At 55.5% G+C, this 19,007-nt stretch carries 23 protein-coding genes and 3 pseudogenes; 14 read left to right on the top strand and 12 right to left on the bottom strand.

The window, feature by feature from the left end; all coding sequences use genetic code 11:
- Both BG842_RS24810 and BG842_RS24805 read left to right on the top strand, forming a co-directional pair.
- Positions 1-382: pseudogene (locus BG842_RS24810) on the top strand (hypothetical protein); the annotation flags it as partial.
- A 77-nt stretch (positions 383-459) separates the two neighbouring features.
- On the top strand, positions 460-900 hold the full coding sequence (locus BG842_RS24805; RefSeq protein ID WP_069449212.1) for a DUF6653 family protein: 441 nt from the start codon (positions 460-462) through the stop codon (positions 898-900).
- A 429-nt stretch (positions 901-1,329) separates the two neighbouring features.
- Here the strand turns inward: BG842_RS24805 and BG842_RS32285 are convergent, their stop codons facing one another.
- From BG842_RS32285 to BG842_RS33345, 4 genes are all read right to left on the bottom strand, one after another.
- Entirely contained in the window at positions 1,330-1,557 is a 228-nt protein-coding gene (locus tag BG842_RS32285) for a universal stress protein (protein WP_254662788.1), read from the bottom strand.
- A gap of 360 nt (positions 1,558-1,917) precedes the next feature.
- On the bottom strand, positions 1,918-2,466 hold the full coding sequence (locus tag BG842_RS24800) for a VIT1/CCC1 transporter family protein (protein WP_254663464.1): 549 nt from the start codon (positions 2,464-2,466) through the stop codon (positions 1,918-1,920).
- A 30-nt stretch (positions 2,467-2,496) separates the two neighbouring features.
- Entirely contained in the window at positions 2,497-2,784 is a 288-nt protein-coding gene (locus BG842_RS24795; RefSeq protein ID WP_069452883.1) for a DUF211 domain-containing protein, read from the bottom strand.
- Positions 2,785-3,149: 365 nt separating this feature from the next.
- On the bottom strand, positions 3,150-3,335 hold the full coding sequence (locus tag BG842_RS33345; RefSeq protein WP_083252741.1) for a DUF4177 domain-containing protein: 186 nt from the start codon (positions 3,333-3,335) through the stop codon (positions 3,150-3,152).
- Between the two features lie 134 nt (positions 3,336-3,469).
- Here BG842_RS33345 and BG842_RS24790 point away from each other — a divergent pair, with 134 nt between their 5' ends.
- The gene (locus tag BG842_RS24790; RefSeq protein WP_069452882.1) at positions 3,470-3,874 is read left to right on the top strand and encodes a SprT-like domain-containing protein; all 405 of its coding nucleotides are present in this window, start codon (positions 3,470-3,472) and stop codon (positions 3,872-3,874) included.
- Between the two features lie 38 nt (positions 3,875-3,912).
- On the opposite strand, the gene BG842_RS29375 is transcribed toward BG842_RS24790, so the two are convergent.
- Positions 3,913-4,359, bottom strand: a complete 447-nt coding sequence (locus BG842_RS29375) for a hypothetical protein (protein WP_139136262.1) — start codon at positions 4,357-4,359, stop codon at positions 3,913-3,915.
- A gap of 3 nt (positions 4,360-4,362) precedes the next feature.
- Positions 4,363-4,860: a hypothetical protein gene (locus BG842_RS24780; RefSeq protein ID WP_069452880.1), complete on the bottom strand. Its 498-nt coding sequence runs from the start codon at positions 4,858-4,860 to the stop codon at positions 4,363-4,365.
- A gap of 77 nt (positions 4,861-4,937) precedes the next feature.
- On the opposite strand from BG842_RS24780, the gene BG842_RS30375 reads away from it, so the two are divergent.
- Together BG842_RS30375 and BG842_RS24770 are read left to right on the top strand one after the other, a co-directional pair.
- The gene (locus tag BG842_RS30375) at positions 4,938-5,321 is read left to right on the top strand and encodes an SWIM zinc finger family protein (protein ID WP_175424280.1); all 384 of its coding nucleotides are present in this window, start codon (positions 4,938-4,940) and stop codon (positions 5,319-5,321) included.
- A gap of 91 nt (positions 5,322-5,412) precedes the next feature.
- Positions 5,413-5,781 (top strand): HalOD1 output domain-containing protein, encoded by a 369-nt coding sequence (locus BG842_RS24770; RefSeq protein ID WP_217493375.1) that lies wholly within the window; start codon positions 5,413-5,415, stop codon positions 5,779-5,781.
- 14 nt (positions 5,782-5,795) lie between these two features.
- On the opposite strand, the gene BG842_RS24765 is transcribed toward BG842_RS24770, so the two are convergent.
- Positions 5,796-5,996, bottom strand: a complete 201-nt coding sequence (locus BG842_RS24765) for a hypothetical protein (RefSeq protein WP_069452878.1) — start codon at positions 5,994-5,996, stop codon at positions 5,796-5,798.
- 912 nt (positions 5,997-6,908) lie between these two features.
- On the opposite strand from BG842_RS24765, the gene BG842_RS30745 reads away from it, so the two are divergent.
- The 4 genes from BG842_RS30745 to BG842_RS24750 all read left to right on the top strand — a co-directional run bounded on the left by BG842_RS30745 (position 6,909) and on the right by BG842_RS24750 (position 10,461).
- Entirely contained in the window at positions 6,909-7,118 is a 210-nt protein-coding gene (locus BG842_RS30745) for a hypothetical protein (RefSeq protein ID WP_217493374.1), read from the top strand.
- Between the two features lie 45 nt (positions 7,119-7,163).
- Positions 7,164-7,370, top strand: a complete 207-nt coding sequence (locus BG842_RS30740; RefSeq protein WP_217493373.1) for a hypothetical protein — start codon at positions 7,164-7,166, stop codon at positions 7,368-7,370.
- A gap of 1,307 nt (positions 7,371-8,677) precedes the next feature.
- Complete coding sequence (locus BG842_RS24755; RefSeq protein ID WP_139136261.1) at positions 8,678-9,421, top strand: hypothetical protein; 744 nt, start codon at positions 8,678-8,680, stop codon at positions 9,419-9,421.
- Between the two features lie 503 nt (positions 9,422-9,924).
- Positions 9,925-10,461 carry a DUF6790 family protein gene (locus tag BG842_RS24750; RefSeq protein WP_139136260.1) on the top strand — a complete coding sequence of 179 codons (537 nt, stop codon included), beginning with the start codon at positions 9,925-9,927 and terminating at the stop codon, positions 10,459-10,461.
- Positions 10,462-10,971: 510 nt separating this feature from the next.
- On the opposite strand, the gene BG842_RS24745 is transcribed toward BG842_RS24750, so the two are convergent.
- Both BG842_RS24745 and BG842_RS24740 read right to left on the bottom strand, forming a co-directional pair.
- Complete coding sequence (locus tag BG842_RS24745) at positions 10,972-11,586, bottom strand: bifunctional 2-polyprenyl-6-hydroxyphenol methylase/3-demethylubiquinol 3-O-methyltransferase UbiG (RefSeq protein WP_175424281.1); 615 nt, start codon at positions 11,584-11,586, stop codon at positions 10,972-10,974.
- Positions 11,587-11,853: 267 nt separating this feature from the next.
- Complete coding sequence (locus tag BG842_RS24740) at positions 11,854-12,825, bottom strand: NAD(P)-dependent oxidoreductase (RefSeq protein ID WP_069452874.1); 972 nt, start codon at positions 12,823-12,825, stop codon at positions 11,854-11,856.
- 469 nt (positions 12,826-13,294) lie between these two features.
- On the opposite strand from BG842_RS24740, the pseudogene BG842_RS28395 reads away from it, so the two are divergent.
- The 3 genes and pseudogenes from BG842_RS28395 to BG842_RS28390 form a co-directional block, all read left to right on the top strand.
- A pseudogene (locus tag BG842_RS28395) lies at positions 13,295-13,531 on the top strand (lamin tail domain-containing protein); the annotation flags it as partial.
- Positions 13,528-13,824, top strand: coding sequence for a DUF3006 domain-containing protein (locus tag BG842_RS24735; protein WP_069452873.1), 297 nt, complete (start codon positions 13,528-13,530; stop codon positions 13,822-13,824). The pseudogene BG842_RS28395 and the gene BG842_RS24735, both read left to right, overlap by 4 nt.
- A gap of 175 nt (positions 13,825-13,999) precedes the next feature.
- Positions 14,000-14,689 (top strand): lamin tail domain-containing protein, encoded by a 690-nt coding sequence (locus BG842_RS28390; protein ID WP_139136259.1) that lies wholly within the window; start codon positions 14,000-14,002, stop codon positions 14,687-14,689.
- 465 nt (positions 14,690-15,154) lie between these two features.
- On the opposite strand, the pseudogene BG842_RS24725 reads toward BG842_RS28390, so the two are convergent.
- Both BG842_RS24725 and BG842_RS30370 read right to left on the bottom strand, forming a co-directional pair.
- Positions 15,155-15,394: pseudogene (locus BG842_RS24725) on the bottom strand (DUF371 domain-containing protein); the annotation flags it as partial.
- 95 nt (positions 15,395-15,489) lie between these two features.
- Entirely contained in the window at positions 15,490-15,642 is a 153-nt protein-coding gene (locus tag BG842_RS30370; protein WP_007981793.1) for a hypothetical protein, read from the bottom strand.
- A gap of 413 nt (positions 15,643-16,055) precedes the next feature.
- Here BG842_RS30370 and BG842_RS24720 point away from each other — a divergent pair, with 413 nt between their 5' ends.
- Positions 16,056-16,919: a coiled-coil protein gene (locus BG842_RS24720; RefSeq protein WP_007981791.1), complete on the top strand. Its 864-nt coding sequence runs from the start codon at positions 16,056-16,058 to the stop codon at positions 16,917-16,919.
- 54 nt (positions 16,920-16,973) lie between these two features.
- Entirely contained in the window at positions 16,974-18,002 is a 1,029-nt protein-coding gene (gene sppA / locus BG842_RS24715) for a signal peptide peptidase SppA (protein ID WP_069452872.1), read from the top strand.
- Between the two features lie 13 nt (positions 18,003-18,015).
- Here the strand turns inward: sppA and BG842_RS24710 are convergent, their stop codons facing one another.
- Complete coding sequence (locus BG842_RS24710) at positions 18,016-18,999, bottom strand: NAD-dependent epimerase/dehydratase family protein (RefSeq protein ID WP_069452871.1); 984 nt, start codon at positions 18,997-18,999, stop codon at positions 18,016-18,018.
- Positions 19,000-19,007: the final 8 nt, after the last annotated feature.

The following is a 19,007-nucleotide window of genomic DNA, read 5'->3' as shown; positions in this document are numbered from 1 at the left end:
GGGACTCGGCGTTCTCGGGCGACTGACGACCGCACAGGACACCACCGATTCGGGAACGACATCGACGACCACGAACGGGACGTCGAATACGACGAGCACGACGAACCAGTCGGATGGCAACGGGGGACAGGAGTCCCGTCGAACCATCATCCTCGGGGCACGGGTCGGTCACTGGCTCGGACTGGCACCGAAGGTCATCGAGGGACGGCGCAATCCGACGCTGGGGTTCATTCCAACCGAGCGATACAAAGTCATCTGGATCAACCTCGACGGAAAGCGAACATCCTCCCCGCCCTCAAAGGCGAGGATTCCCGAGTGTTGGGATATTAAGGTTCGCAACCAGCCTTTTCGCTCGTTACGAAACGCCCCGAGGTTTAATTGATGGCGGTAGTACTCCCCGTTTCAGCGGTCGTAGAATCAGAGACGACTATTAAGACCGATAGATGTCAATAAATCAGTATGCAAGACACGCTCGACAGAACTGAGAAAGTCCTCTGGTCGCGGCACGCAAACCCGAAGAGCGGGTGGACCCGAGTCCCGACTGGGGCTGTCCTCGTCTACGCCGTCTATCGGCGAGACTGGCGGCTCCTCCTCGCAGGACTCCTGTGGGCCGCCATCAATCCATTTCTCTTCCCGCCACCGGAAACGGACGAAGCGTGGATGACCCGAGGCGTCCTCGCCGAACGCTGGTGGGTACGCGAGGAGGAGAAAGGGACCATGGGAGTCACTTACCCCAATATCTGCAATACGATTAGCGCGATGGCTTTCCTCTACGCGTTCGTCGCCGCGTGGAGACGACGGCCAACAGGTGCCGCTGTGGCCACGGTGATGGCCAGCGGGCTGAAACTCTGGTGGATCGGCGTTCTCGTACGACGGCTCGATTCAGCCCAAAAACCATAATCTACCGTCCAATTCGAAGAGCGTGGACTCCTCAGGGAAGTCGTTTGACCTGACGACCTACACCTATCTGCATCTCATCCACCACAACGCCTTTTGCAAACATAGGGCGGCTGCCGAAAGTGCAATCGACAATAGGATACCTCATTTGAATCCAACGTTTCGAAGACGCGTTCGATCGGTCGAGTATGACACCCTGTCGAATCCTTCCCTTGTGACGTTTCGGAGTTCATTGGTAGGTATCGGAGAAGGCGTTTGATGGTATGGCATCCCCCTGATTAAAGATATATGCCATTTCAAAATGATTGTGAATGGAGATGGTGCCCGCAGTTTTCTTTTATATACACCCAGGTCGGGCGTTTCAGATCGTTGATCTCGCTAGGTCCCATTAAGATGAACCCTTCCTTGAACAGGCACGTTGACGTTCTCTCGTTATGATTCAGAATCGGGCAATTGAGCCGTTAGCACTGGTACGTTGGACATGCGAACGACCCTCTCAGTGACGCTTCCGAGAAGATAGCGGTCGAGTTCCGCCCGTCCGTGTGTCCCCATCACAATAAAGTCGATATCTTGACCGTCCGAATAGTCGAGAATTGCTCGATACGGGCCTCCACGAGCGGCGGACGCTTCGGTCGTCCTGACACCCGCTTCGTCAGCCACTTCGACGACTTCGTCTATCGCATCCTATACGGATTCCTCGAGTAACGTGAGGACTGATTCCGATTCATCTCCTACCGAGAGCGTGTTCACGTCGATGACGTAGAGAGTGTGCAATACCGCATCGTACGTCGTTGCGATGTCGACCGACAACTCGACGGCCCGTTCAGCCCTTCGCTCCCACCAGTCGGCACGAGAACGTCATCGTACAGATAGAGCTACATTCGATCGCATCATACTTAACGTTCTATGTGTGTCTCAGGATGTCGTCGAATACGTTCGATGCCTGTTCGTTCCGAACGTCACTTTAGCGTGTGACGATTATCCGGCTTATCGAAGCAATGTAACAACGCTACGGCATTGCTATCCCGGCAAGACGAAGTTCAGTAACGCGACGATGACGCCAGCGAGCGCCATCCGAACACCGGCTACGTACCAGTTCTGATCCGAAATCGACCCCATGTAGGCACCGAAGACAAAGAGCAACGCGACGCCAATTGCAACCGCTAACACGGTTGCCGCGAAAAGCGTCAGAGATGTATCAACGAAGAGAAAGGGAGTTATCGGAAGGAGGACCCCAATGAGTGGGCCGAGTCCGCTCAGAGAAGCGTTAATGACGCGTGCACCCCGCTGTTCACGGTGCATTCGCGTCGCTTCCAGATCCCGCAGCATTGCTCGTTCGATCTGTCGTCGTTTGGCTCGTTTTTCCGCCCGTTCGATCTCCCAGACGCTCCACACCCCCGACGTGCTCAAGCCGATGGCGGCCCCAACACCGATCTTGAAGACGGTAATTCCATTCGGGACCCCCGACAGAAATGACCCGATGGCGATCCCGATGCTCGTCAGCGTGCCGTCGAACCCGTTCGAGATGAAGTATCGTCGTGAGATGGACCGAACGTCTTCTTTTCGCAATAGTTGTCGGAGCCGTCTTAGTCTCACGGTTCAATCCTGTGGTGTTTTGCGCTCTTCGACGATATATTCACCATACGCAACTTTATCGATCGAATGAACGCTACCGCCCAGTTCGTCGATCACGTCACGAACGTCGTCAAAGTTGATATCATCCCCCTCTATCGTGAGTTTCACGTTCTCGACTTTCCGATCGGTTTCGAGTAAGGTGGCATCGACCCCCTCTACGCCGTCGCTCTCCCCGACGAGTCTCGCGAGTTCGAGTATCGTCGGCTCGTGGGGTTTCAATAAATCGATGACGACTCGCCGTAGTGATGGCATCCTCCTACAGGAACGGGAGCGCGATAATTGGGTTTTTGGGTCAGTCGACTCACTCAACTAGATCTGGTGGCGCTTCTCTTCCAGGTTATCTTTGGGTAGGTAGTTCGACCAACGATAGCTCTCCTGCTCTGCTGTTTTCGTGATGCCACGAGACGACTGAACCGCCTCGGGGCGTGACTCCGAGGCACTTGGCCTGCTCCGCCTGTAGAGCGAAGCATGGAATTTGATGCTTCATTCTTGAATGTTGGCTTCCCCACGCTCACTGGAAAGCATTCCACACACGTGGCTGCCGTGGAGAACACCATAATTGGTACTCAATTATGAATCAAAAATGACAGTCTCTCGGATTTAGAAGACGTGTACGTCTATTGTTTTGGGCGTCGTAGCACTAAAACCTGGAGAATACCAGTCCAATCGGTTGTCACCTGATCGAGTTCCCATCCCTCCTGTGCAAGGCGATTGAGTCTCTGTTCTGTTATGGTTCGGTCAGTCATTAATCCGAGCCATTTTTTAGTAGACTTTATGGTCTTATATTCATACTGGGGTGACATTGGTACGGGACAGAAGCAAGGATACCACCGGTATTAAATATAATATTAGTTGAAAACTAAGAGTTCCTATACTTTGTTGGCTGACTCAACTTTGAAAGTTCGTTTGCTGCTGAGCACATCTCGACCCGCCGATTATGACTATCGAATGGGAGATCTCACACCGGGCCCAACGACAGGCAGGCGTTACGAAGTACGACCCTGCAACAGAGGCAATCACAATCGCGCTGACCTGGAAGGCCGACGAACATCGCGCCTGGGAGCAATTCAGTTCGACGGTGCGCCACGAACTCATTCACGCCTGGCAGTACCACGAGTTCGGCGACGCGGATCACGGTTCGACGTTCGCCCGGTGGACAGATCGCCTTGACACCTCGCAGCACTGCGAACGCTTCACTACGTCCAAGTGGTGGCTTGTGTGCGAGGACTGTAGCGGTCGGATTGCCCGATATCGACGCTCGAAAACAGTGCGCAATCCCGAACAGTACAGCTGTGGCAAGTGCGGTGGGTCACTACACGTCGAGGAGGCGGACGGTCACTGACCGAATTCTGTTTAAGTAGCTCTCACCGAGATTGTACGTTATGGGGGATTTGGTTGCTGGAGGCATGTAAGGTCATCAGCATCCACCGCATCCCGCCAGAGCTGGAGGACAGCGAGAGTGACAAGTCGTACTGCTGTGACCTCGATACAGGATGGAACAGCATCACCATGGGTAGCGTCCGGTGGTTCGTGAAAGTGGTTTGTAGGGAGGTTTCGTCGAGGATGGTAGTCGTAGCGATAGTTGAAGTCGTCTCCTTCGGTGTAATGATAGCGGTAGTAGTGTTTGTCCGTCCACGTGATATCAAACCGGCCGCTATCTGTGGTAATACCGTCTGCGACGTAGAGATGAAGCGTCTCTGGATTCAGAGCGTTATCAAACTCTGAATCGGTAATGAGTGGTTCGTACTCTTCGGCAACTGTTCGTGCTCTCTTCATGAGATCCTGGTCCGGAGCGCCAGTATCGACATACGTCCAATCGTCCGTCATAGATCAGGCTTCCGCGAGCCGATGGGCCTCGTCTACTTGCAGCGCAGCTTTTGCAAGAGCTAGATTTTGTCTCGTTGACCGCCATTTCCCTAGATCGTTCCACCCGTCATCACCGGGTTCAAGCTCGATTGCGAGGTCCTCTGGACTTTCGACATCGTAGGTTTCTCGAAACTCCTGCAGTGTCTCGTTCATCTCTTGGATGCCTGCAATGAGATCTCGATGCGAGTGGGTCCTGCGGAGTTCTTTAATACGGTTGTCGATTCGTTGGCCTTCATTGCGTTTGTATAGTGTCGTGCGACCATCCTGGTGAGTGCTACCGATGCCTTCGTCGACGAGTTCAGTCAGATATTTTCTGGTAGTGGGCTCACTCACTAGGGCCTGCTTTGCAATGGAACTAGCTTTTGTGTATTCCGTGGTTTCGGTGAGTATCTCTTTGACTCGCTCCCTGCCTGTTGTTGTGGCTTTCCATTCCTCTTTGACTTGTTCGTTGATATCGGTCATACGTAGTACTGCGCACCGCTACGTAAAATAGTTTTCCCAGAGTCGCATTTCTTACCTAAAGGTTTCGAATTCAGTAGATGTTTCTTGACAATATTGTAGTTCGTAACGAGACAGTACAGCAACGCGCACAGGCCGACCAATTCGCCTTCGACGTCGATGCCCCCGGACTCGTTGACGTCACCAACGAGAGCCACGAGAACCCCGCAGCCCACCAGTACACTGTTGCCATCGACGACGTGCCCGAAGACCTGATGGCCTGCATCTGCCCGCACCAAGTCCACCGCAATGCCGTCTGCAAGCACATGGCCGCCGTCGAAAACGCGACCGACGACGGGACGCTCACGGGGTTCCCCTCCGAGGACGACGACGAGACCGAACTCGAAGACTGCGACTGTGATGGCCTCGATGGCTTCCCGTGCTGGCCGTGCGTGCGAACGGGACGAAAGGAACTACCGAACTAACCACCACTTCAGTTGTTTTTATTCATGGCACGCCAAGTGACGTTCTCGGATATCACCGACCAGCGAACGCTGACGGGGAGATGAGGAATCAGTGGACTTCAGAGCGATTTTATATTTGGACGTGGGTGAGCTAGTGACTGTCTCAGGAGGATCTGGGTGGTCGGAGTTCGATTTAATGATTGTAAGCATGGCACTAGGAAGTGGCGGAGAGAATACGGACAACGAATCTATTAGTACCGTTATCGCAGAAACCATCGCGACCCACAAAGGGATCGATCCAGCGGACCTCGAGCCGCTCTACAAAACAATCGATCCTGACGCCCTAGATGCCCTCTTCGCGCCACAAAACGATGGGACTGCCCGAACGACTGGCCAGATCACCTTCACACATGCCGGATATGAGACAACCGTTAAAAGCGACCGAACAGTCACCGTCGAGCCGATTGACGAAGAAGAATAGTCTCGTACCGCCCGTCATCCAGGAGTGCTTGCTTCGGCCCGGAATGTCACCGCGGTTAACGTGAGTGACTTGCCGCTGAACGCGTCCATTAAGTCATCGCTGACTCCATCAATCCGGCCATCGATCGAGAAGGAAATGTGATCGTCGTCAGTTGCAATACCGATGTCTGTGAGTTCGAGATCAGCCCCATTCTGGAGTCGAATTGTGTGTTCCATACCTAAACCCCGTGAGTGGCTTCCCTTAGTCTTCTGGTTAAGTTGTTTAGGAGCCAACAAAATTGGTAACCCACAGGAACCCTCATTGGTGACTCCAGTCTCATTATTTCGAGGAAAAATACTCCCTATAATCTGCTGTGTACTTCCCTGCCCTGCCGGTCGAAACGATCGACTGGAAGATTTCACATCGACCCCAACGACAGGCGGGCGTCACGAAGTACGACCCTGCAACAGAGGCAATCACGATCGCGCTGACCTGGACAGCCGACGAGAAGCACGGCTGGGAGCAATTCAGTGAAACCGTCCGGCATGTAACTCATTCACGCGTGGCAGTACCACGAGTTCGGTGACGCGGACCACGGCGCAACATTCTCCCAGTGGATAGACCGTCTCAACACCTCGCAGCACTGCGAGCGCTTTACTACACCCAAGCGGTGGCTTGTGTGCGAGGACTGCGGCGGACGGATTGCTCGGTATCGCCGGTCGAAGACGGTACGTAACCCCGAGCAGTACTGCTGTAGCAAGTGCGGTGGGTCACTACGCGTCGAGAAGGGCAACGGCCACTGACCGAATTCTCGTTTAAGTAATTCTCGCGACAAGCAATAGATACGAGGAAGATTCTCACGGCCCTCTCCTTTCTGCGTGAGCTACCTCCATCGCTTTTGTTTCGGCTATAGATTCGACTTTGGTTAGTGTCTTATACTAACAATGAATATTCCCTGTGATGACCCTCTTATGGATCCATAAAAGAGCGCATAGGCCAGGGCGTGGTAGGGTAGAGTGGACTAGATTGATGGTGCCAGATCCGACGATGTGATAGTATCGTTATCAGCGTGAACCTCTGAGCTGTAGAAATCCAGCACGTCGCCGATAAACGCCCGCCAGAGATTCAATAGAGCCGGAGTCTAAGGGATGACTGATATGGGGATACTACGTTTTGATCACATGGGAGTTGTCGTCGATGACCTTGACGCCGTGACCGAGTTCTTCCTCGGCTTAGGATTCGAGCGCGAGGGCGGGACACTGGTCAAGGGCGAGTCTGTGGACAAGATCAACGGGCTCGACAACGTCCGAGCAGAGGTGGTGATGGTGCAAACGCCGGACGCCAGTGGTACGCTCTAACTCGTCAAGTACCATGCACCAGCCGACAACGAGAACGCACACCCTTTGCCGGCGAACCGGCTGGACTTCCGGCATATCACCATCGAGGTCACTGACCTCAACACGATCGTCGACAAACTGCGAGACAACGGCTTTGACACGGTCGGCGAAGTCTGTGATTACGAGGACATCTATCGGCTCTGCTACGTGCGCGGTCCTGAAGGATTGATCGTCGAACTCGCCGAACAGATCGCCTCTGAGGAAGCGAGCTAGGTGGCCGTACGACTCTCCGGCTTCCATATCTGGCGGCGACGGGCAGCGATATCGCGGACAAGGACCCCGCTCAATGCCATCGGTGACGCCCGCCTTAGCTACACCCGGCTGTACGCCGTCGATCGATCATGCGCTCAAACAGACTAACGTTAATTACTCCGATCAACGAGCCCTCGTCTTCCTGATAACCGCATCCGGCTACGCTTACCACCATCCCACTAGCCCATCACCTCTTTACAAACTCTCCTACGAAGTGGACAGTCGGCCTGCATTCGTAAAGAGGACAGTCGGCCGGCAGAAACAGCACCCACCCGGTGTGAAACACCCCGTCTTTCAGGTGAAATTCAATAGCACAGACAACCAGAACCAACCAGACAGACAGTCCACTACTATCACACCACATTTCCGGAGTAACTCTGCTGTACACTACCGGAAGACGCCTTCTCCTCCCACAATCACTTTCACTCTCACAGACAGTCCTATTGACCCACACCAATGACAGTCCCACTGCTGGTTCACGGAAGACCGTCCATTGGCCGCAACCAGTCCAGTTGAAACTCGTCCCAACACGTTGGACAGTCCCCCCGGTCGTCACCGGATATAACAATCACCTGCTGGTGCCGGGATGACAGTCCCACGGGCTGGAACATTACTACCTCTGTTCTGCTTGAACTCGCTGCCTTCTCGCGTTCTACTTCCATTATAGAACCAATCACGCATCTTGAAACACGCCGAAATCACAGAACGCAGACTACTTTTCCACCGATTGTTCGAAGCAGCCGAATTCGATCATTGAAATCAACGACAGTTAACACGCCAAATATGTACCACGTAATGCACAGTGATCAACTCAAGGGTGCCCGGGAAGTCTACTTTCGCTTGGGGGGTAGGCGGCAAGAGGTTACCTCTTTGCCGACTGCAGAGCGTACCTTCAATAATACCTGCTCGTTTGCAAGCCAGCTATGTGTCGGTCGGAAGTATCAAATGTTTCTTTGTGTCATCGGAATAATTATAACTGTTCTTCATGCTAGTACATCACAATGAATTACTCCCGACGTGTGTTCCTCGCCACCGCTTCAACGGTTCTCACGACCTCAATAGCCGGGTGTGCCAGCGGTTTCGGTTTACTCAGCCAAGACAACAGTCCTCAACGAAATTCTGAGTCTGCTGGAAACCCGCCTCCGGCTGCTCGGTTACGGATGAGAGCAGTTGATGACAGAGACATCGGTGGACGACATGCCCTATCTCTACGGGAAAATTCAGAGAAGGGCCGACGCGTGATCAAGCGAGCCGTGCAAAACGGGTCGATGATAGTTGACGACCAATCACCGCCAATCTGGGAAGACAGTAGACCATGGGTGTGCGACGGCGGTGTGTATCGACTCTCGTATGAAGTACGAAATGAACGCTCGGCGACTCGCTACTTCTGGCATCTCACTCCTGTGCAACAGGCTAACCAGGATAACATCGTGCAGTTTGATGAGCTTCCGCGTCTCGATCGCGAGAAATTTCGGTTAGTTGGCCTTGGAGACAGCGATGTGGATGAAGATACTCCACTCGATATCGGGAGGACGTTCGTATACGCGAATGCTGATCGAAATCAATCGGCACTCGTACCGACTCCTGATCGCTCGGTTATTGAATGGTCGTCTGGCTCACGCGCACGGTTCTCGATTACCGACTCAAACTCCAAAAACGCGACGCTCAAAACGTACCGGTATACGGCGCATCAACTGGCACCGACCGTCGAAGCGTATGGTCAGCAGCTCCGCACCCGATACACGTTCGAACTTTCGGGGCTCTCTGATGCTGAGCGTAACCTCGTAGAGAAAGCTATCGGGAAATACGGATATAACATTGACCGCGGTGGATCGCCGTCTGATGCGTTCTGGTCCCTGGTCAAAATCTTCCAGCAGCACGAGGCAGTCGCTGATGGGAAGGAAGGTGTAACTGGGGACTATCTCACCACATACGATGGGCAAGTCTATTGGGTTGAATTGGTAAATGGGGACGACTTTTGGGGGCGAAAAATCACCACGACGAAGCAGTAGAATAGCGGGGTCTCATCACTCCAAATGAGGCTACTAAACGGAGCTGTATCATTTGCACTCCAATCCGCGCACAGATTCCATTGAGGATCCCGGGGGGTTGTTACTTCCGCTTATGGATTTAGGCGCCAATGGATGAATTTCCCACTCCCGCATTTTCGCCAAAGCGGCAGTGTTAGATAATCTCACATTTAAAAATAGTAACAGTCACTATGCAATTCTACCGACCTCCGTGAAATTGCACACTGATTTTCCCTCTAAACGGTCGTGCGACGGAACGATCGCCTCCGAATCTGGCTTCCCTCATCGGCTGTTCATGTCAAATAATAGCTCGCAGATAGTATCGCTTGTTGAGTCGGATTGAACTCTATTATGGGTGTAATTAATCGTTCTTATCCTGTAGAGATTGATTCTAATCCGAACAATCGCGTTCTGATACACTTATTAGATCCCGAAGCGCAGTTTCTAGTCAATCTGGCCGCGGAGTCCAGAGGGAGGGGAATAACATGGCTCACGGGGGACGATCATCCACACACGAAACCGAAGCATCAGTTGCCGGTCAACCGCGCACCGACCGAACAGTCGGCGATTATAGCCCACTATTGTTTCCTGCAGGGGGTATCCTTGCTGGAATTGCTCAGGTTCTCCTTTTGGATACCCCAGCAGTGGAAGCGTTCTTACTCGCGTTCTTAGTGATAGTTGTCGGCATACAGGGACTCTGGGCCTTTTTAGGCCATTACTTTAGATCTGATGAGATAGCCGCGTTCATCGGCTGGCCGGCGGATAGCCCGTTCCAAAAAGAAGTCGCGTTCGGTAATCTCGCTTTCGGAGTGCTGGGGATTCTCTGTCTCTGGTTTCGGGGTGGATTCTGGATCGCAACGGCGATCGGGATCTCTGTTTTCATGCTCGGGGCTGCCATTGTCCACGTGAAGGATATCCGAGAGACACAGAACCGAAGTCCCGGAAACGCTGGGCCAATTCTGTGGACAGATATCCTGACATCGCTCGTTTTACTTGTGTTACTGGCTCTCTATTTTCTTTGAGCGGTGCGATTTCGGTCGGTCAGCAGAGACACGAGAAAAACAATCCATCTATCACTCTTTCGGGAAACTTAGCTGCTCTCAAGAGAACAGTCCCAGGAATTCTCGTGGGATGATCCTTTCCGGGAGTTATGCCAACGCCAGAATTTGAGCGGAGAAACAGCCACCAACCTTTCGATACAAGCTTCGCACTTCGTCGAGGACGGCGACCCATCAGATTCCATTTCCGCTTTGGCGAAAATGCGGGAGTAACTTATACATCACCACCTCTACTGTATCCAACCGTTTCAAACCCTATATCGACCGAAAACAGCCATCTGAACACACATAAGTCATATATTGCTACACCAAAACCAGATAGGGCGATCTGGGGACAGCGCAGAACACATGGTCCAGGACTATTTGGTTAAATCGGGTCTGTTGGGACCCTCAATCGGGGATAGGTTTCAGAAGCAGTGCTGTAGACAGAGGCATATCGGTCATACGGTCCATCGTCCCTGACCGAGCTGGCACTTATCGCACAGGCGGCCACTGTGTCTCTGGATAGGATTGGGTTCCGCCGTGGCTATTGCGAGCGACGAGTTCGACGGTCGCTGAGTGTTTTCCTTCCCACTGCTCGCTCGATTCCTCGTAGTACAAGACAGTCAAGTCGAGACAGGCGTGGAGCAGTTCGTTCGAGCAAAACCGGTATCGGTCCGTACTCGGGCCTACCTCTGCTGGTGGCTCCGAACGGAGGTGATGTTGGTAGAACAACAACCCGTTCGGTTTCAGCGCTGACTTGATGTCACTCAGTCGGTCGAGCGTCCGGAAGAAACTGACCGTCGCTACGTCGTAATACTCCTCCGGATAGTCGAACTGAGTCGCATCCGTCTGTATCAGATTGATCTTGTCAGCGACATCCTGCTCCTCCGCATTTGCTCTGGTGATACGGAGCCCTTCGATCGACTGGTCGAGCGCATCCACCTCGTAGCCCCGGTCGGCGAGGAATACCGCGTTGCGTCCCGTACCACAGGCGACATCGAGTGCCCGTCCGTCGGACGTCTCGTCGGCGTACTCGCGCAATACTGGCGAAGGATCCGGCTCAGATGGATATTCGCCGGTACGAAACCGCTCGTCCCATGTTGTCATACAGTAACCATACCGACCCTCACCCTTGTCAATACCTCTCCAGATCTGTTCTTGTTTACTCCGCCCCCGTCCCAATACGGACTTCATAGATTCCCTTCACTACTCAGCACACTGTTCCGAAGGAGCGTCGCAGCATCTCTTCAAACGGCTCGACAGTGACGACGATACTTCCGCACTGGAACACTAATCGTCGACGACTCCGATGAGGACGAGTGGCCTGAGCAGTCGTGACCGCTTTCTAGTCTAAAATTTTCCGGCGCGGGTGCGCTACTCGCTCGAGTCGACCTCTCCGGCCTCGATCAGAGCCTCAACCGCCTCGCGGGTCGCTTCGAGCGAGGTGTATCGCGGTTCGTATCCGAGTTTCTCGCACGCCTTCTCGATACTCATATTTGGACTGTATCGGATGTGTTCCTCGGTCATCTCGACGTCCTCCTCGTTGTATTCGGGTCGATCGGCCCACTCCCCGAACGGCAGGTATGTGAGGTCGGCATCTCGTCCGAACCACCCAGCGACGGCCTCAGCATAGCCGCGGAGGGTGAGCGCCCGCGGCGAGACGACGTGGAAGCTCTCGCCAACGGCCGCTGACCAGTTCTCGAGCGCACGCTGGAAGCCCTGTGCTACGTCGTCGGCGTGGACGTGATGAACGGTTTCGAGCCCGAAGTTGGGGAGCGCGACTTCTTCACCGCGCGCGAGTCGCGAGAACACGTCGGTGTCGAAGTTGCCCGCTGGATTGACGGGCTCCCAGCCGGGGCCCACGATGTGTCCGGGGTGGAGGACGGTCGCCGGGAAGTCGTTCCGTCGCGCCTCATCAAGCAGGTACGCTTCAATCTCGGCTTTCTTTCGTCCGTACTCGCCGAGCGGCCGGCGCGTGCGAGGGGAGTTCTCGGTCGTGGGGACGACGTCGCTGGGACCGTGGACCCAGATCGTCCCACAGTGCAGTAGGTGTTGAACCTCACCGCGTAGGGACGCGACGAGCGCTTCCGCGCTCTCCGGCTCAAAGCAGATCAAATCGACAACGGCGTCCGGGTCGGTAGCCGCAATCTCCTCACCGAACTCGCCGCGTTCCTCGGCAGTTTCGCGGTCGATTTCGATCGACTCGACGTCAGTCCACGCGCTATCGTCTTGGTAGGGATTACGCTCTCCCCGGCTGACTGCGACGACCTGGTGGCCTGCCCGCACCAATCGCGGCACCAGGTAGGTACCGATGTGTCCGGTGGCTCCGATGACAGTGACTCGCATGGGTAGCGCAATGGCTAGTCCCCACGAAAAGGGTATGGATACCGGACTAATTCGTCTCTTGTCCGGGCGAACTGCGTGTCGCATCCGAGGTGCTCGATGGCGCGGTCGGTGCGCTCGTCATCACTAACTAGCTCGAGTTCACCGCCCTCAACGACGAACTCATCGAAAAATAGGATGAAACACGATACCTAAATTATCGTTCTCACCGATGCACACTCAAACCAAGATTACACTGTCGTAATTAACGCCCGAAAGAGAAGCTTAATCACGTCAGACCTGTTCTCCCATCATTTTCCACCTCGAAATAGCGGTGATAAAAGTGAGAGTAATTACATCCCACAGTAGCTGACCGTTCGTTCCGCATCAAAAGGGGGCACAATTTGCGTCCCCTTGTCATCTGTGGAGGAGTACTCCGGAACCACTTCGGGCAAGATTACGCCCCGCGTTCGGAGGATAAAACACAGGGAGCGAACCACTCGACCTCGGTGGATGGCAACTCAGTGATGAGGCCGATCACAGGTATACCATTCCCATAGGAACTACTCTCAGCCCTGGTGAGCAGATTACTGTCCACTCTGGGGGTGGAACGAATACAAATGCTGACCTCTACTGGAACTCAGGCCAGCCAATCTGGAACAACGGAGGCGATACCGTCATTGTCGTGGACGACGAGGGCAAAACCGTGCTCCAGGAGATCTACGAATGACTGACGAAAATACAAGCTCTCCGCAGACGTTCACTGCCGTACTTGATCGATTTGAAGAGAAACAGGCAGTCTTACTCCTCGAATCGGACGGCGAGATTGTTGATGAGCTCGTCATTCAACGCAATGATATTCCAGAATCTGGACGCCATCAAGACGCGATTTTCACAGTTACTATTGACGGGAGCACAATGGTTGAGATTGAGTACGAGCCGACAGAGACAGAAGAGCGAGTAGATGCTGCTCAAGAGCAGTTCGACCGGTTAGCGCGTCGCCCACCTGATGACACCGAGTGAGTAAGCGTTCGGTAATAATTCGTTTTGAGAATGCGTGCGGTAGAGTACCATATCTTCAACTAGCCTGAATCTATTCTAATCTATAGTATCCGAAACTGCATTTATTCAATACTCTTCTGGGATTTCCAGAATGTCTGACATAGTTTTATCTGTTAATCAACTAATTCCATGTTGCATGAAGCAGACACGACGAAGCGTTCTTGGCGCAATCGGAGCCGTAGCAACAGTCGGTATCGGCGCAACCCAGGTAATTGGCGCAGACATGCCGTCGATCAAGATCGATATCAACGCCGAAGCGGAATACGTTACGCTCACAAACACGGGGGATTCCGAAGTAGATCTCTCGGACTATCGCATCGACCTCGAATACAGCGATCAAACTACTCAAGACCAATCCCTTGAAGACAACACGGTCATTCCTGCTGGTGACTCAATCCGTGTCGGCACTGGTTCCAAAACCGAAGGTGATGTAGATCAGAGCCTCGGCTACGACAAAGCAATGCTCAACAACGAGAACCCGGACGTTGTTGCCTTGCTGAATACGGACGGTGATGTCGTCGCCAAGAGCAATGACTCTGCAACCGACGAGACAACGACTACCGAAGAGGACGATACCACCGAGGACTCCTCTGACGAAACCACTACCGAAGAAGAGACGACCACCGAAAATGACTCTGATGAGTCCACGTCGGAGAAAACGACCGACGACTCCGACGACAGCGAGTCGAGCGGTGACTCCTCGGATGATACCCAGTCGGATGATGACACTGAGTCGGATGAGAGCGAAAACTCGGGGAGCGATGACTCCGAAGACGCCGCTCCCGACAACTCGTCCAGCGAAGAGGATTCCCAAGACGACTGCTGAGGCAGCCAGTCGACAACCCTTATTTTCATGACCAAGGGATCACGGCGGCGGTTTCTCACATCGGCATTGGCCACAACGAGTCTCGGTATGCTTGCTGGGTGTTCAGACATCCTCGGGTCCACTGAAACCAACACGCCTGAAACGTCCTCAAAAACGCCGAACTCGAAGACCACAGTGACAGAAACGATTGCAACGACCTAATGGGTGTTTTTCGTAGCTTCTTGCGAATCTCGCCATCGTCGGCAAGCCTGTTCACAACCGCATACGCTATCCTCCGTAGCCACCCACTCTCTCTTGAAATCCCGATCATTGTCGAAACTCCACACTCTCTCCTTCGATAGTCCGAAGTCAGATTGTCTGACTATGGAGAGAGAATGAAATCATATGAAAGGCATAGGCCGGTGTTTCACCATTCAATCGCACTTCTGATTTCGAAATCTTCCTCCGGAGTCACAAACCGATATGGCCGCGGCCGGTGACGGTTTCCGCGTGGTCGCCCGCTTCGACGGTCACGGTGATGGTGGCGTCCTCGTCTCGGCAGGCGTCCACGAAGTCGGGGTCGAAGTCGGCGGGCGCGCGGTCGGCCTCGATGGCGAGGATGCAGTCGCCCGCGGGTGTGAGGAAATCGTCGGTCGTGATTTCGAACGTGCTGGCGTGGCGGCCGGACACGTTCTCGTGGCCGCGCGCGTGGATCGTCTCCTTCATGGCGTCGGCTTTCCGCGGGGGGCACTTCAGCGTCGCCATTTCGATGGCGTCGTGATTCTCGGATGGCGGTCGCCCGCATCGCCCGACGACCACCGTCACCGAACGACGGTCACCGTCACCGCACCGCATTCGCACTCGTACGCGTGGCGGATTCCGGCGCTCGTCTCCATCGTCAGCATGCGCTGGGATTCGTCGAGTTCGCGGTCACACTCGGCGGCTTCACACGTACAGCGGAGCGTCTCGATCATATCCGATTTCGTTCCGCCATCTATGTTAAATCGACCCGTGTCCGGAGTGAAAGTGAAAATCGCCGGAACAGGATTTCTCCGGTGCGTTTTACTCCGGTACCAACTCCTACCTCCTCTATTCCCCCGCATCGTCGCTTGCATACGCCACCGACCATTTATAAACTCGCACGGACGCGTGTGTCAACCGTTTCCACGGCGTACGGGGCGTGTGCTAGGCGTTTCCACATAATTCGAGGGCACAACATTTAAATAGCTATGTCGAATACTTCGTAATACCTGAACGCTTCCGGCGTCACGGTAGCACCGCGCGTCAACCAATGATATGGGAATATTGTCATCGGCTGGTTGGTACTCATAGAAGAGTAGCGATGCTCTTATCCGCCGGAGCGGGAGGAACCGAGGTTTAACTAAGAATGGTAAGCGTAACAGAAGAGGATCTTCAGAACAAGTCGAAAGGTGAACTCATTAAACTCGCAGGACAGCTCCGAGACCGACGAAACGAGCTGAATCAGCAAGCGAGCAAGCGCGCGTCCAAACGCGACGAACTAAACGCGAAGACGCGTGAGAAGGTGGACGAGGCGCAAGAACACCGAGAGCAGCGTGACAAACTGAACGAACAGGTTCAGGAACACAAAAAGAAGCGCAACGAACTCAACGCCGAGGCGAACGAGTTGTTCGACCGCGTTGAACAGCGAAAATCCGACCTCGAACTGGACGAGGGAAAGGATCTGGAGCAGCTCAAGAAGGAAATCGAAGAGCTTGAGTTCAAACAGCAGACGGAAGTTCTCTCCACCGAGGACGAGCGCGAACTCATCGAGAAGATCGAGGCCAAGCGCGACGAGTACCAGAGCCGCAAGGAAAAGCTCGACCAGAGCGACGACCTCGAGGAACTCGTCGAAGAGGCCGAAGAAGTTCGCGCCGAAGCGAGCACGCACCACGAGAAGGTGACGGAACTCGCGGATCAGGCCCAGCAGCACCACAACAAGATGATCGAGGCCTACCGCGAGGCCGACGACATCCGTGACGACGCCGACGAAATGCACGAGAACTTCGTGGAAGCGCAGGAAGCCGCCGACCAGCACCACGAGGATTTCGTCCGCGTCCAAAAGCGCCTCCGCGAACTCGACAAGAAAGAGGAGAAAGAGCGCAAGTCCGAGAAGGCCAAGGAGCGAGAAGAGGCCAAGGCCGAGGCCGAGGAGATCTACCAGCAGTTCAAGGAAGGAGAGACCCTCGACACCGAGGACCTCATGAAGCTCCAGAAGACCGGTCTGCTATAATCTGCGAACCTTTGCGAGCGAACTTTTAACGCCGTCGCCCACCTGATACCGGGTATGGCAAGCGGACGCTCGGCCGACAGTGGTGGCCGCGGGCGACGGCTCGCAATCGTTTTCATCGGAACAGTGCTAACGGTGGCGGTCGCGTGGTGGCTGTTTCTCGTCTATCCGACATCGCTCGTGGAACTGCTGGGGATTCTTCTCGTGTTGCTGGCGGGCGTGATTGGCGCACGGCTAGCCAGCCGCGTCGCCGCCCAGCGGCTTTCGTCGTACGACGTGGCGGAGGTCGCCGTCGAAGGCCCGATACGGCGGGACGGCGGCGGCGGGTCGATTCCCTCACCGGCCGGGACTCCGACGGACGACATCGTGGCGCAAATCGACCGCGCCAACGACGACGAGAACGCGAACGGGCTGTTGTTGCGGTTGAACACGCCCGGCGGCGAGGTCGTCCCGAGCGAGGACATCCGTCTCGCGGCGGAGCGGTTCGACGGGCCGACCGTGGCCTACGCGACTGACGTGTGCGCGAGCGGTGGCTACTGGATAGCGAGCGGCTGTGACGAACTGTTCGCCCGCGAGGCCAGTCTCGTCGGCAGCATCGGGGTCATCGGTTCGCGGGTGAACGCGGCCGAACTGGCGGAGCGGGTCGGCCTCTCCTACGAACGGTTGGCGGCGGGCAAATACAAGGATGCGGGCATCCCGTTGAAGGAGTTGGACGGCGACGAGCGCGACTACCTGCAGGGCATCATCGACGGCATGTACGACGATTTCGTCGAGCGCGTGACGGCGGGGCGCGACCTCGACCCCGAGACGGTCCGCGAGACGGAGGCGCGGGTGTACCTCGGCGACGACGCGGAGCGCATCGGTCTCGTGGACGAACTCGGCACGCGCGAGGACGTGGAGGCGCGACTCGCCGAGCGGTTGGGCGTGCCGGAGGTGTCGGTACGGGAGTTCGAACCCAGCCAGCCGTTGCGACGGCGGCTGAACCTCGGCGCGCGCGGAATTGCCTACTCGTTCGGTGCGGGCATCGCGAGCGTGGTCGGCGACGAGAGGGGGGAAGTGGAAGGGTTCGAGTTCCGGGTTCGATAGCCGATAGCGGGTATCAGTCCGCCAGGTCGGCGATGATCCCTTCCTCGGTCCCGCGGTCCGGGCCGATTTCCTCGCCCGTGCGGTCGGATTGGAGGTGCTCCTCGACTGTTTTGGCGACGGCTTCGGACAGCGGCGTCGATTCCCATCCGAGGGAAGCGAGCTTTTCGGCCGAGACGAGGTGCGGCGTCGGTGCGTAGAGCGGGAAGTCGAGGGGCGACACGTCGTGTTTTGCCAACTCTCGTTCGCTCGCGTGGACCAGTTCGACTTCGGTGTCGAGCGCCTCGGCCGCGAGTTCGAGGGACGTATCGAGGGACATTGTTTCGCGGTCGGCGAGGTTATACGCCTCGCCGGGCGTCCCGCGTTCCGCGACGATTCTGAGGGCGCGGGCACCGTCGAGCGCGTAGGCGCGGTGCAGGAGGCTGTCGCCGTCGCCCGGCACGAGAACCCGGTCGTATTCCGCCACGCGGTGGAGCCAGTAGTCGTATCGCTCGGTGTAGTCGTACGGGCCGTAGACGAGCATGGGACGGACGACCATCGCGTTCACGCCGTCCGCGGCGGCGGAAAAACACACGCGGTCGCACTCGGCCTTTCGCGGGCCGTAGCTCTCCATCGATTCGTCGTCGGCTTGTTCTGGGGTGCAGTCGTGAAGCGTCGCGTCCTCGCGCGTCGGAATCGGCTGTTCGGCGTACGCGCTGCCGCTGGAGACGTAGACGTAGGCGTCCACGTCGGCGAAGATTTCGGTGGCGGCCGCTATCTGCCGGGGATGCATGACGCAGAAGTCGATAACGACGTTCGGTTCGACCTCGTTCCGGGCCGCTTCGAGCGCCTCGCGGTCGTTTCGGTTCCCTTCGAAGTGCGTTACGCCGTCGCGGTCGACGAACGGGTTTCCGGATTCGCCGCGGGTGAACGTCGTCACCTCGTAGCCGTGGGTCAGCAGTTCCTCGACCGTATGTCGGCCCATGAACCGCGTTCCGCCGACGAGCAGTGCTCGTGTCATGGAGTCGA

It is taken from the genome of Haladaptatus sp. W1 (assembly GCF_001723155.1).
Lineage (GTDB): Archaea > Halobacteriota > Halobacteria > Halobacteriales > Haladaptataceae > Haladaptatus > Haladaptatus paucihalophilus.
The sequence above is the reverse complement of the archived record's forward strand: the minus strand, read 5'-3'. Positions and strand labels throughout refer to the sequence as shown.

What these genes read in the sequence shown, in the direction of transcription:
- BG842_RS30745 (WP_217493374.1), top strand. Translation starts at nt 6,909, where the DNA reads ATGACTGATATGGGGATACTACGTTTTGATCACATGGGAGTTGTCGTC.
- BG842_RS24750 (WP_139136260.1), top strand. Translation starts at nt 9,925, where the DNA reads ATGGCTCACGGGGGACGATCATCCACACACGAAACCGAAGCATCAGTT.
- BG842_RS24795 (WP_069452883.1), bottom strand. Translation starts at nt 2,784, where the DNA reads ATGCCATCACTACGGCGAGTCGTCATCGATTTATTGAAACCCCACGAG.
- BG842_RS24805 (WP_069449212.1), top strand. Translation starts at nt 460, where the DNA reads ATGCAAGACACGCTCGACAGAACTGAGAAAGTCCTCTGGTCGCGGCAC.
- sppA (WP_069452872.1), top strand. Translation starts at nt 16,974, where the DNA reads ATGGCAAGCGGACGCTCGGCCGACAGTGGTGGCCGCGGGCGACGGCTC.
- BG842_RS24710 (WP_069452871.1), bottom strand. Translation starts at nt 18,999, where the DNA reads ATGACACGAGCACTGCTCGTCGGCGGAACGCGGTTCATGGGCCGACAT.
- BG842_RS28390 (WP_139136259.1), top strand. Translation starts at nt 14,000, where the DNA reads ATGAAGCAGACACGACGAAGCGTTCTTGGCGCAATCGGAGCCGTAGCA.
- BG842_RS30370 (WP_007981793.1), bottom strand. Translation starts at nt 15,642, where the DNA reads ATGATCGAGACGCTCCGCTGTACGTGTGAAGCCGCCGAGTGTGACCGC.
- BG842_RS29375 (WP_139136262.1), bottom strand. Translation starts at nt 4,359, where the DNA reads ATGACGGACGATTGGACGTATGTCGATACTGGCGCTCCGGACCAGGAT.
- BG842_RS24755 (WP_139136261.1), top strand. Translation starts at nt 8,678, where the DNA reads ATGATAGTTGACGACCAATCACCGCCAATCTGGGAAGACAGTAGACCA.
- BG842_RS24720 (WP_007981791.1), top strand. Translation starts at nt 16,056, where the DNA reads ATGGTAAGCGTAACAGAAGAGGATCTTCAGAACAAGTCGAAAGGTGAA.
- BG842_RS24790 (WP_069452882.1), top strand. Translation starts at nt 3,470, where the DNA reads ATGACTATCGAATGGGAGATCTCACACCGGGCCCAACGACAGGCAGGC.
- BG842_RS24735 (WP_069452873.1), top strand. Translation starts at nt 13,528, where the DNA reads ATGACTGACGAAAATACAAGCTCTCCGCAGACGTTCACTGCCGTACTT.
- BG842_RS24780 (WP_069452880.1), bottom strand. Translation starts at nt 4,860, where the DNA reads ATGACCGATATCAACGAACAAGTCAAAGAGGAATGGAAAGCCACAACA.
- BG842_RS24745 (WP_175424281.1), bottom strand. Translation starts at nt 11,586, where the DNA reads ATGACAACATGGGACGAGCGGTTTCGTACCGGCGAATATCCATCTGAG.
- BG842_RS33345 (WP_083252741.1), bottom strand. Translation starts at nt 3,335, where the DNA reads ATGTCACCCCAGTATGAATATAAGACCATAAAGTCTACTAAAAAATGG.
- BG842_RS24765 (WP_069452878.1), bottom strand. Translation starts at nt 5,996, where the DNA reads ATGGAACACACAATTCGACTCCAGAATGGGGCTGATCTCGAACTCACA.
- BG842_RS24740 (WP_069452874.1), bottom strand. Translation starts at nt 12,825, where the DNA reads ATGCGAGTCACTGTCATCGGAGCCACCGGACACATCGGTACCTACCTG.
- BG842_RS30375 (WP_175424280.1), top strand. Translation starts at nt 4,938, where the DNA reads ATGTTTCTTGACAATATTGTAGTTCGTAACGAGACAGTACAGCAACGC.